The sequence below is a fragment of the Flavobacterium paronense genome, from assembly GCF_030409795.1.
Lineage (GTDB): Bacteria > Bacteroidota > Bacteroidia > Flavobacteriales > Flavobacteriaceae > Flavobacterium > Flavobacterium paronense.
Genome location: NZ_JAUFQN010000019.1, coordinates 2,903,680 through 2,915,855, shown reverse-complemented (window position 1 = coordinate 2,915,855; position 12,176 = coordinate 2,903,680). Strand labels below are relative to the sequence as shown.

General features: G+C 35.5%; 13 protein-coding genes. All 13 read left to right on the top strand.

Annotated elements, in window-relative coordinates:
• The first annotated feature begins 71 nt into the window (after nt 1-71).
• The 13 genes from porW (at nt 72) to dut (ending at nt 12,091) form a co-directional block, all read left to right on the top strand.
• On the top strand, nt 72-2,912 hold the full coding sequence (porW, locus tag QWY90_RS13930) for a type IX secretion system periplasmic lipoprotein PorW/SprE (protein WP_290286624.1): 2,841 nt from the start codon (nt 72-74) through the stop codon (nt 2,910-2,912).
• A gap of 5 nt (nt 2,913-2,917) precedes the next feature.
• Nucleotides 2,918-3,322 (top strand): bactofilin family protein, encoded by a 405-nt coding sequence (locus QWY90_RS13925; RefSeq protein WP_290286623.1) that lies wholly within the window; start codon nt 2,918-2,920, stop codon nt 3,320-3,322.
• A gap of 7 nt (nt 3,323-3,329) precedes the next feature.
• Entirely contained in the window at nt 3,330-3,524 is a 195-nt protein-coding gene (locus QWY90_RS13920; protein WP_336622164.1) for an AtpZ/AtpI family protein, read from the top strand.
• Nucleotides 3,521-3,919, top strand: a complete 399-nt coding sequence (locus QWY90_RS13915; RefSeq protein WP_290286621.1) for a hypothetical protein — start codon at nt 3,521-3,523, stop codon at nt 3,917-3,919. The genes QWY90_RS13920 and QWY90_RS13915 overlap by 4 nt, the downstream gene beginning before the upstream one ends.
• A 116-nt stretch (nt 3,920-4,035) precedes the next feature.
• Nucleotides 4,036-5,154, top strand: coding sequence for a F0F1 ATP synthase subunit A (gene atpB, locus QWY90_RS13910; RefSeq protein ID WP_290286619.1), 1,119 nt, complete (start codon nt 4,036-4,038; stop codon nt 5,152-5,154).
• 60 nt (nt 5,155-5,214) lie between these two features.
• Entirely contained in the window at nt 5,215-5,412 is a 198-nt protein-coding gene (atpE, locus tag QWY90_RS13905; RefSeq protein ID WP_264520066.1) for an ATP synthase F0 subunit C, read from the top strand.
• A 103-nt stretch (nt 5,413-5,515) separates the two neighbouring features.
• Entirely contained in the window at nt 5,516-6,016 is a 501-nt protein-coding gene (locus tag QWY90_RS13900; RefSeq protein ID WP_290286614.1) for a F0F1 ATP synthase subunit B, read from the top strand.
• A gap of 1 nt (nt 6,017) precedes the next feature.
• Nucleotides 6,018-6,545 carry an ATP synthase F1 subunit delta gene (gene atpH, locus QWY90_RS13895; protein ID WP_290286613.1) on the top strand — a complete coding sequence of 176 codons (528 nt, stop codon included), beginning with the start codon at nt 6,018-6,020 and terminating at the stop codon, nt 6,543-6,545.
• Nucleotides 6,546-6,568: 23 nt separating this feature from the next.
• A complete protein-coding gene (gene atpA, locus QWY90_RS13890; protein ID WP_290286612.1) occupies nt 6,569-8,143 on the top strand; it encodes a F0F1 ATP synthase subunit alpha in 1,575 nt (524 codons plus the stop codon).
• 79 nt (nt 8,144-8,222) lie between these two features.
• Nucleotides 8,223-9,083: an ATP synthase F1 subunit gamma gene (gene atpG / locus QWY90_RS13885; RefSeq protein ID WP_290286611.1), complete on the top strand. Its 861-nt coding sequence runs from the start codon at nt 8,223-8,225 to the stop codon at nt 9,081-9,083.
• A 548-nt stretch (nt 9,084-9,631) separates the two neighbouring features.
• Nucleotides 9,632-10,081 (top strand): GNAT family N-acetyltransferase, encoded by a 450-nt coding sequence (locus QWY90_RS13880; RefSeq protein ID WP_290286610.1) that lies wholly within the window; start codon nt 9,632-9,634, stop codon nt 10,079-10,081.
• Between the two features lie 50 nt (nt 10,082-10,131).
• Complete coding sequence (locus tag QWY90_RS13875) at nt 10,132-11,679, top strand: lipopolysaccharide biosynthesis protein (RefSeq protein WP_290286609.1); 1,548 nt, start codon at nt 10,132-10,134, stop codon at nt 11,677-11,679.
• The gene (gene dut / locus QWY90_RS13870) at nt 11,657-12,091 is read left to right on the top strand and encodes a dUTP diphosphatase (RefSeq protein ID WP_290286607.1); all 435 of its coding nucleotides are present in this window, start codon (nt 11,657-11,659) and stop codon (nt 12,089-12,091) included. Before QWY90_RS13875 ends, dut begins: the two co-directional genes overlap by 23 nt.
• The last annotated feature ends 85 nt before the right edge of the window (nt 12,092-12,176 follow it).

Genomic DNA, 12,176 nt, shown 5'->3' with positions numbered 1-12,176 from the left:
AAGAAACGTATTTTTACCCGTTAGTTATACTATTTATGACTTTTTTGCGTTATAACACTAAACGTTTTGCTTTGAAAACCACTACAATTAAATATTTTTTCTTCTCGGGATTATTGTTTTTTTTGATCGCTTGTTCTACCAAGAGAAACACGTGGCTATCCAGAAATTCACATGCACTTAGTACGAAAGACAACATTTTATATAACGGAGGAATTGGCTTAGACAAAGGAGTTGCAGAAGTAAAACTTCAAAATGTAGATAATTTTTGGGAAATTCTTCCTGTAGAAAGAATGCAGGTTTCAGAAGACAATCTTAATCAGGGCAAACCTAAAAATGCCAATTTTGAGAAAGCTGAAACCAAAGCAACCAAAGCAATTCAAAAGCATTCGATGAACATTAATGGTTCGGAGAAAAACCCACAAATGGACGAAGCTTATATGATGCTTGGAAAAGCAAGATATTATGATCAGCGCTTTGTACCCGCTTTGGATGCATTCAACTATGTGCTAAACAAATCTCCAAATAGCAATAAAATATACGAAGTAAAAATTTGGAGAGAAAAAACTAATATGCGTCTGGATAACGATGCTTTAGCTGTAAATAATCTCCGAAAACTGCTGAAGGAGATTAAATTTAAAGATCAGATTTTTGCCGATGCCAATGCTACTTTGGCTCAGGCTTTTTTAAATTTAGAACAGAAAGACAGTGCTGTTGCCAAACTTAAAATCGCTAAAGAAAGCACTAAATCGAAAGAAGAAATATCAAGATACAATTATATTTTAGGTCAGATATACGAACAGCTTGGCTATAAAGACAGCGCTTATGCAAGTTACCAAACGGTGATTGACATGAAGAGAAAAGCAGCTAAAGCCTACGTAATTCATGCTCATGCGAGACAAGCAGCACAATTTGATTATGAGAAAGGCGATACGGTAGCTTTTCTAAAAAAATACAATGACCTATTGAAAGACAGAGAAAACAGACCCTTTTTGGATGTCTTACACCATCAACTGGGATTGTTTTATGAAAAAACGAATAAGAGAGAACGAGCCAAAAAAGAATACAATCTTTCTTTGAGAAAGAAAACGCAAGACTATTATCTTATTGCTTCCAATTACAGAAACCTGGCCGATTTGTATTTCATAGATTCCAAATTCGTCAAAGCCGGTAATTATTATGACAGCACCTTAGTTCAGTTAAAACCAAGGACCAGAGAATTTAATCTGATAAAAAAGAAAAGGGAAAATCTGGAAGATGTTATAAAATATGAAGCCATCTCACAAACCAATGATAGTATCATTTCGTTGTATAAAATGCCAAGTGCAGAAAGAACAGCTTACTTTGAAGCCTACATTGTAAAACTTAAAAAAGCAGAAGAAGCACAAAAAAAGGCGGCAGAAAAAGCAGCGCAACTTAAAGAAAATCAAGAGAGAAACGATGGTAAAATCGATTCAGACGATGCTGCAGAGGCAAAAAAATCAAAGGCGTCAACTCCTAAAGCTCCAAATACTATAGCCTCAGGAGGTGAAGGGGCTTTCTATTTTTATAACCCAACGACGGTTGCTTTTGGTAAAGTAGAGTTTGCCAAAAATTGGGGCAATAGAACCTTGCAGGACAATTGGCGCGTTTCATCACTTTCGGAAAAAAACAACGTGAAAGGAAAAGATGCAGACGGCAAAAATAACGAAGAGAACAAAGATGACAAAGATGTTGCTGCTGTAGATGAGCGTTTTACACCGGATTTCTATATAAAACAAATTCCGTCATCACAAACCGTTATAGACAGTTTGAGCAAAGAAAGAAACTTTGCTAACTATCAGCTTGGCATTATTTACAAAGAGAAATTTAAAGAATATCAATTAGCCGTAAACAAATTTGAGAAGTTATTAAATGACAATCCGGAAGAACGATTAGTGTTGCCATCCAAGTACCATTTGTATAAACTTTATGAAATTTTAGATAAATCGAAAGCTGTTGCAATGAAACAAAGCATCATTGCCGATTATCCTAATTCCCGTTACGCTCAAATTTTACTGAATCCATCAGGTGACATTTCAGAGTCAAGCGATTCACCCAATGTAGTTTATACCAACATTTACAAACAATACCAAAACGGAGAACTCAAAACAGTTTTAACAGCCACCGAAGCCGCTATTAATCGATTTACCGGAGATGAAATCGTTCCAAAATTAGAGTTGTTAAAAGCGAACATAATGGGGAAACTTAGCGGACTTGCTGAATTTAGTACAGCCTTAAATTATGTAGCTTTAAATTATCCAAATAGTGAAGAGGGTAAAAGAGCTGAGAAATTACTGGCTGTTGATTTGCCAAAATTGGAAGCATTAAAGTTGTCAAAAGCACCTTCTAAAAATTGGAAAATCCTATACCAAACTAAAGATTTTGAAAATGCTGGAACAAAAGCGCTTCGTGAAAAATTAAAAAAATTCATTGCCGACAGAAGTTTAAACAAACTCTCGGTTTCTTTAGATATTTATACAATGACCGATAATTTTGTGGTATTGCATGGCATTAACTCCGAGGATTTAGCGAATGGCATTACCGTAATTTTAAAAGACTATAAAGACTATAAAGTGCAAGAAACGCCGATAATTATTTCAGCAGAAAACTACACTATAGTTCAAATTAAAAAGAATTTAGACGAGTTTTTAGCAGGAAATCTTCCGGAAACAGCAGCACAACCAAACTGGGACGGAACATTAGAACGCGCTCCAGATCCAGTAAAACCTAAACCGGTTGTAAATAACAACCCACAAGATAATCCTCAGGATAACCCAAATAATAATATTAGTAAAGGGAATAATCAAAAAGCAGGAAATCAAAAAAGTGAAGACCAAGAGTTTGGACCACCACCATCACCAGGCGGAGGAGGAAAAGTAGACAAAAAAGGATAGCAATCATGTTTGAAAAAAGCCCAAAATCATATACGGATTTATTAGGTAAAACAAACCGAATCGTTGAAGGAACAACCATTCAAGGGAATATAAATTCGCCTGCAGATTTTCGTCTGGATGGTCATTTGGATGGAAACTTTCAATCTAAAGGGAAAATTGTTATTGGTCCCGCCGGAAGTGTGAAAGGTGATATCATCTGTAAAAATGCCGATATAGAAGGGAAGTTTGAAGGTAAAATTCAAGTGCAGGAAATCCTTAATATAAAATCCAAAGCCCACATTTTGGGTGAAGTAATATGCGGAAAACTTTCGGTTGAACCCGGAGCCGAATTCAGCGCGTCATGTATAATGAAACCTCATGTAAAAAGCATGATTACCGATGGAAAGTCCCCAGAAGAAAAAACAGCGTAATAAATGGTTGGCACTAATTAATATTCCCATTCAAATGGGAATTATTGTTTTCTTGTTCTCTCAATTAGGGCAATGGCTCGACCACAAATTCCTAAACAAATACAATTTATACGTAAAAATTTTAACGATGGTTGGTGTTGCACTAGCATTTTATAACATTGCCCGACAGTTAAAAGAAATCAACAAATCGGAAGAAGAATGAATTTAAAAAAATACAGTTCCTTTATTACAATTTTTATTGCGGCACTAATTGGACTTATCATCCATAAAGTAATTACCCATTTCATTATTCCGACAGCATTTGAAGACAACTTCATTTATTCAACACCGTTGCTTTATGTTTTGTTTGCGATTCTCTCAATGGCAATCGTATTTGCGTTAGCCAAAGTTAAAGAGGTTGCTTTAAATTATGTTGGCTATGCTTTTTTGGCATTTACTACTTTAAAGATGGTAATTGCTTACGCACTTTTAAGACCAATTATCCATATACATCTTGCAAAAACGCCTACTGAAAAGATGAATTTCTTTTTCATATTTATTTACTTTTTGGCAATAGAAACCTATCTAACCATCAGGATTTTAAACAATAAGCAATAAATTGTTTTGTAATCAACAATTCTGTCAAAAAAAATAAAACTTATACTTTTTAATATTAATTAAAAGTGTACTTTTGCACCAAATTTCAGAAATAAAATTTAGACAAAATCATAGTTATGGTGTTTTCAAAAAAATCATTCCTTTATAGTATAGTAGCTTTAATCGCTTTTTTACCTTCTGTAGTGTTAGCAAACCCTACTGAACCAGCCTCGGAAAATACAGAAGCTGTTGCCAAAGAAAATCAAGATCCTAAAGCTGAAATTAAAGAGCAAATTGACGAAGTAAAAAACCATCACGTTTTAGACGCACACAGTTTTACGCTTTTAGGCGACAAAGAAACCGGAAAAGAATATGGCTTCCCTTTACCAATAATCCTTTGGGATGGTGGACTTCACGTTTTTTCATCATCCAAATTTGACGAAGGAAAAGTAGCTGAAGATGGCGGAAACTATTATGTTTTACACCACGAAAAAATCTACAAAACGGATGCAACCGGCGCTTTAACTGAGCATGAAGGACATCCAACAAATGCTAAACCATTAGACTTCTCTATTACTAAAGGAGTTTTATCAATGTTGATTATTGCACTTTTGATGTTCTTATTATTCAGAAGCTTAGGTAAATCATATTCTAAAAACGGCGGCGTTGCTGCTGGAGCTGGACGTTTTTTCGAACCAATTGTATTGTTTGTTCGCGACGAAATTGCAATTCCAAACATTGGTGAAAAACACTATAAAAAATACATGAGTCACTTATTGACGGTGTTCTTCTTCATTTGGTTTTTAAATGTTGTAGGGATGATGCCATTCGGAATCAACGTTACAGGTAATATCTCAGTAACTTTTGGATTGGCTATTGTAACCTTTATCATCACAACATTCACAGCAAAGAAAGATTATTGGATGCACATTTTCTGGATGCCTGGTGTTCCAGTTCCAATGAAATTTATTTTGGCACCCATTGAACTTATTGGAGCCATCATCAAGCCTTTCTCATTAATGATACGTTTGTACGCGAATATGTTTGCAGGCCACCTTGTAATAATGAGTTTAATCGGGATGATGTTCGTTTTCAAAAGCTGGATAGGAAGCCCGTTAACATTCGGACTATCCTTCATTATCTCATTAATTGAAATATTGGTAACGCTTTTACAAGCTTATATCTTTACTATGTTAACCGCTTTATATTTTGGTTCGGCTGTTGAAGAACACCACCACGAAGAAGCACATCATTAATGGCTTATGGCTTTTGCCTAATGCCTAAAATTTGAATGTTTAATTAAATATATATACATTATGGAAGGAAATCTTCACCTTATTGGAGCAGGATTAGTAGTTATTGGAGTAGGAATTGGTATCGGTAGAATCGGTGGTTCTGCATTAGATGCTATTGCTCGTCAACCAGAAGCTACAGCAAAAATTCAAACAGTGATGCTTATTGCAGCAGCACTTATTGAAGGAATTGGATTCGCAGCGTTATTCGCAGTATCTTAATCCAAAAAAAACTAAACCATAAGCTGCAACGGTTGGTTGTAGCTTTGGTTTATCTTTAAAAAATTGAATTAAAATTTTTACCTATATAATTACTTATTAAATTATGGAAAAGTTAATAAATGATTTCTCGTTTGGATTGTTCTTTTGGCAATCATTAATTTTCTTGTTATTGATTTTCTTGTTGAAAAAATTCGCTTGGAAACCAATTCTTGATGCTGTTAATGAAAGAGAAGAAGGAATTAAAAATGCATTACTTTCTGCAGAAATTGCAAAAAGAGACATGCAAAACCTGCAATCGGATAACGAAAAACTATTAGCTGAAGCTAGAGTTCAAAGAGACGTTATTCTAAAAGAAGCAAGAGAAATTAAAGATAAAATTGTTTCAGAAGCTAAAGACGAAGCACAAGTTCAAGCCGGTAAAATGATTGAACAGGCAAAAGCAGCCATCAATAGCGAGAAAAATGCAGCGATGGCAGAATTGAAAAATCAAGTTTCTTCTTTGTCTATCGAAATTGCGGAAAAAGTATTAAGAAGTGAATTAGCCGACAAAGCTTCTCAAACTAAATTGGTTGAGAAAATGTTGGGCGACGTTAAATTAAACTAATATGTCAAGAGCTGCGATTAGATACGCGAAAGCAATTATAGAAACAGCGGTTTCAAGCGGAAAAGCCAGTCAGGTAAATGAGGATATGAAATCTATCATTACTGCGGTTGACTCTAGTGCTGATTTAAAAGATTTTTTGGCGAGCCCAATCATTACTTCAGAAGTGAAGATGAAAGCTTTGTCTGAAGTTTTTGGGTCGGTTCAAGCTGATACCAAATCGCTTTTCAGATTGCTACAAGAAAACAAAAGATTTGAAATATTAGAAGCTATTGCTACACAATACAACGCTCAATTTGACGAAATGAACGGTGTTGAGGTGGCAAAAGTAACTACTGCTTTTCCTATCACAGCTGATTTAGAAGCTAAGATTTTGGAAAAAGCAGCGACTATTTCAACTAAAAAAATAACTATTCAAAACACAGTCGATGCATCAATTATTGGTGGATTTATTTTGAGAATAGGCGACAAACAATACAATGCTTCTGTTTCAAACAGATTACAAGAATTAAAAAGAGAGTTTAATAATTAGATTACCATTAAAGATATATCAAAATGGCAGAAATCAATCCAGCTGAAATCACAGCAATATTAAAGAAACAATTATCTGGTTTTGAATCAGGTGCAACATTAGAAGAAGTAGGAACTGTTCTTCAGGTAGGTGATGGTATTGCTCGTGTTTACGGGTTATCAAACGCTCAATACGGTGAGTTAGTACAATTCGACAACGGATTGGAAGCTATCGTTTTGAACTTAGAAGAAGACAATGTTGGAGTTGTACTTTTGGGACCATCTACCGGAATTAAAGAAGGGTCTACCGTAAAAAGAACACAACGTATCGCTTCTCTTAAAGTTGGTGAAAAAATCGTAGGTCGTGTAGTAAATACACTAGGCGAACCAATTGATGGTAAAGGACCAATCGGTGGAGAATTATACGAAATGCCATTAGAAAGAAAAGCGCCTGGAGTTATCTTCCGTCAACCGGTAACAGAACCGTTGCAAACAGGAATCAAATCTATTGATGCGATGATTCCGGTTGGAAGAGGTCAAAGAGAGCTTGTAATTGGTGACCGTCAAACAGGTAAAACTACCGTTTGTATCGATACCATCTTGAACCAAAAAGAATTTTACGATGCTGGAAAACCAGTATATTGTATATATGTAGCAATTGGACAAAAAGCATCTACGGTTGCCGGAATTGCTAAAACATTAGAAGAAAAAGGAGCAATGGCTTATACTACAATTGTAGCTGCTAACGCTTCTGACCCAGCACCAATGCAGGTTTATGCGCCAATGGCCGGAGCTGCAATCGGAGAATATTTCAGAGATTCAGGTCGTCCTGCTTTGATTATCTATGATGATTTATCAAAACAAGCGGTGGCTTACCGTGAGGTGTCTCTTTTGTTAAGAAGACCACCGGGTCGTGAGGCTTATCCTGGAGACGTATTTTACTTGCACTCTCGTTTGTTAGAAAGAGCTTGTAAAGTAATTGCGGATGATGATATCGCAAAAGACATGAATGATTTGCCGGATACTTTAAAAGGTATCGTTAAAGGTGGTGGTTCATTAACCGCTTTACCAATTATCGAAACACAAGCAGGTGACGTTTCTGCGTATATCCCAACTAACGTAATTTCGATTACTGACGGACAGATTTTCTTGGATGGAGATTTGTTTAACTCAGGAGTTCGTCCGGCGATTAACGTAGGTATTTCGGTATCTCGTGTTGGAGGTAACGCTCAGATTAAATCGATGAAAAAAGTAGCCGGTACGTTGAAATTAGACCAAGCGCAATTCCGTGAATTGGAAGCGTTTGCAAAATTTGGTTCTGATTTAGATGCAGTTACTTTAAACGTAATCGAAAAAGGAAGAAGAAACGTTGAAATCTTGAAACAAGCCGTTAACGATCCTTATACAGTAGAAGACCAAGTAGCTATTATCTACGCCGGTTCTAAAAACTTGTTAAGAAGTGTTCCGGTTAACAAGATTAAAGAATTCGAAAGAGAGTTCATCAGCTTTTTAAATAACAAGCACAGAGATACTTTAGACGCTTTAAAAGCAGGTAAATTGGATGACAATATTACAGATGTTTTAGAAAAAGTAGCTAAAGAACTTTCAGCGAAATACTAATTAAATTATTTGAAGATTTGAGAATTTGAAGATGTAAGCCATTTTCAAATTTTCAAATTAACTAATTTTCAAATTCAATATGGCAAACTTAAAGGAAATACGTAATCGGATTAGTTCAGTTTCATCTACGATGCAAATTACATCGGCGATGAAAATGGTTTCTGCTGCAAAGCTGAAAAAAGCTCAAGATGCTATTACAGCGATGCGACCTTATGCCGAAAAATTAACCGAGCTTTTACAAAATGTAAGTTCCACTTTAGATGGAGATGCTGGCGGAGAGTTCACATCACAACGCGAAATAAACAAAGTTTTAATTGTAGCCATAACGTCTAACAGAGGTTTGTGTGGCGCTTTTAATACCAACGTTATTAAGCAAGTTAAAGTAGTAGCGGAAGGGTATGCCGGAAAACAAGTTGATATTTTCCCAATAGGTAAAAAAGGAAACGATGTTTTAGCAAAAACGCATACGGTACATGCGCATCACAATGCAATTTTTGATAATTTGACTTTTGAGAATGTATCAACAGTTGCTGAAGCGCTAATTGAAAAATTTACTTCTGGTGAGTATGACAAAATTGAAATTGTTTACAATCAGTTTAAAAATGCGGCAACACAAATCGTTCAAACCGAACAATTTTTGCCTTTAGCACCAATTGCATCAGATAAACCAGCTTCAACAGGGGATTATATTTTTGAGCCATCAAAAGAAGAAATTGTATTGACATTGATTCCGAAATCATTGAAAACTCAATTGTATAAATCCATCCGAGATTCATTTGCTTCTGAACACGGAGCGCGTATGACAGCAATGCACAAAGCAACGGATAACGCCACCGAATTGAGAAACCAATTGAAATTAACTTATAACAAAGCTCGTCAAGCAGCAATTACTAACGAGATTTTAGAGATTGTTGGTGGAGCGGAAGCTTTGAAAGGATAAAAAAAACGATAGTTTTTTCAAATTTCAAACAAGCGAAGCGTTTAAAAGGATAATTACAAATTCACAATATTTTAAAAAGGGCCAACAAACGTTGGCTCTTTTTTTATTTGATAAAACTTAGAAAAAAATCAGTCAGCTTCGAAGGTTTGTCGACGCAACCTCGAGAGATTGTCGACGCAGCCTCGAGAGATTGTCGACGCAGCCTCGAAGGTTTGTCGAAGCTGCTTAATTTTTTTTGATTAGATTTTCCTATGGTAGTCAGAAGAAATGTTGACTCTTTTTTTATTACATTTAAAGTTGAAAAAGCGTAATTAAATGGAAGGAACTTATATTGACTTAATTATTATGTTGTTGATGTTTGGCGTTTTTTATAAAGCAATGGATTACCTTCACAAAAAAGCTTTAAAAAAACCGTTAGAAACAGATGACAAAGTACGACTTGCATTTGAAAAATATGACAACCACAAACTCAAATTGGGCAAGAATTTTTTTCTGTTTATGATTTTTTTCTATCTTTTTTTAACCATTTATAAATTCGTTTCTTCGTTATGAAATTAGATATGGAAATCAAAGAACTTACTTCATTAGAGGAAATGTTGCCACAATTTGACTTGATGCATTTAATGTACACCAAAATGACTCCGGAGAAGTACAAATCCTTTCTCGAAGTTATGATTCCGAATCATTATTCTCAGGTGGCAGTTTTTGAAAACAACGAATGCATTGGCGTTACCGGACTTTGGTTCCAAACCAAACTTTGGTGCGGGAAAGCATTAGAAATTGACAACTTTATTGTGCATCCTGACCATCGCTCAAAAGGAATTGGCAAGATGATTTGTGACTTTGTCGAACTTAAAGCCAAAACATTAGGCTGCACCAATATTGTTCTTGATGCCTATACTTCTAATTTTCTGGCGCATCGTTTTTACTACAATCAAGGATTTGGTCCCAAAGGTTTTCACTTCGTTAAAATTTTAGATGAAAACGGCTTAACATAAACCAAAGAATTGGTTACTTTTGTTTCAATTCGAAAGCAATATTTAAGACCTTGAGTTTATATAAAAATCTTTTTAAACAAACAGCTATTTATGGACTGGCGACAGTTTTGCCAAGAATGTTCAGTTTTTTGCTGGTGCCAATTTATACGCACTATCTTCCAAAAGCAGAATACGGTTCGGTAAACGTCATTTTTGCTTATATGATTTTTTTTAATGTAGTATTGGCCTATGGAATGGAAACCTCTTTTTTCAGGTTTTACAATAAAGAAGCAAACAAGGAAAGTGTCATTGAGACTTCAACGCTTTCGATACTGGTTACGTCTTTACTATTTCTTGCCGGTTCGCTGTTATTCCGAAACAAGCTCGCAGCACTTATTGGGTTTGATGTGCAATACATCACGTATACGATTTGGATTATCGTGCTCGATGCGCTTGTTGTAATTCCATTTTCAAAGCTGCGTGCTAAAGGAATGCCAATTCGATATTCCGTTATCCGAATTGGAAATGTAGTCGTTAATTTGCTGTTTAATCTTTTCTTCCTTATTTATTTACCCAAAATCGCTAAAGATTCGCCGGATTCATTCCTTGGTTCCTTGTACTTTGAGCATTTTCAGGTTGGTTATATTTTTATTTCGAACATCATCGCCAGTTTCCTGACTTTTTTAGTTTTATTGCCCAATTATTTCAATATCAAATGGCAATTCGATTGGCAGCTCTGGAAAAAAATGATGCGCTACGGATTACCCATTTTAGTCGCCGGAATTGCCTTTGCTATTAATGATCAATTCGACAAAATCCTTTTAGAAAAACTTCTTCCTGCAAACATTGCCAAAGAGCAAGTAGGCGTTTATGCCGCATGCTACAAACTTGGTTTGTTTATGGTTTTATACAGAACGGCATATACTTTAGGTATAGAACCTTTCTTTTTTAGCCATTCATCTAATGATAAAGCAAGCGAAACCTATGCGACTGTGACTAAATATTTTGTGATTTTTGGCTCTTTTATTCTGTTGTCAGTAATTGTTTTTGCCGATTTATTCAAACAACTCATGATTAGAGATCAACAGTTTTGGGTTGCGATGAAAGTCGTTCCACTGATTATCCTCGCCAATTTTTTCTTAGGGATTTACACCAATCTTTCTGTTTGGTACAAATTGATAGACAAGACGTACATCGGGGCTTATATTTCAATAGTTGGTGCTGTGATTACCCTAGTGCTGAATTTTCTACTGATTCCTATCTTCCAGGAGCATGGCTCAGATGGCTATATGGGATCGGCAATTGCAACTATAGCAGCTTATGGCAGCATGATGGTTATCTCATATGTATTGGGAAACCGATATTACCCAATTCCCTATGACATGAAAAAAATAGGAGGTTATTTAGGATTGTCGATAGTGTTTTCTATAATTTCCTTTTATTACTTCCGTGAAAATTATTTTGTTGGTGTTGCCCTTTTGCTGGTTTTTCTGTATTTCATATATTACAACGAAAAAACTATGCTGAATGCGATTATCCGAAGAAAATCAGCACCACCAACTGTAAAAGATATAATTCCAAACACACAAAATCCTGATGAAGATCCAGATTATCAATAAATCACAACACGATTTGCCAAATTATGAAACCATTGCTTCAGCTGGAATGGATTTAAGAGCAAATTTGACAGAACCTATAGAACTAAAACCTCTAGAAAGAGCGATTGTAAAAACGGGCCTTTTTATTGAATTGCCAATAGGTTACGAAGCACAAGTTCGCCCAAGAAGTGGCTTGTCAGCCAAAAAAGGAATAACTGTTCTCAATTCACCCGGAACAGTTGATGCCGATTATCGCGGAGAAATTGGTGTGATTTTAGTAAATTTATCCAATGAAAATTTTGTCGTAGAAAACGGCGAAAGAATAGCGCAACTAATCATTGCCAAACACGAACGAGCGGAATGGATTTCAGTTGAAGTATTATCTGAAACATCACGCGGCGAAGGCGGTTTTGGCAGCACAGGAGTTAAATAATTAGGAGCGTTTTATTTCAAAATTGAACATTCCAAGTTGAATATTCGAAATACAAAAAATGTTGAATATCCAATTTTGAATAAAG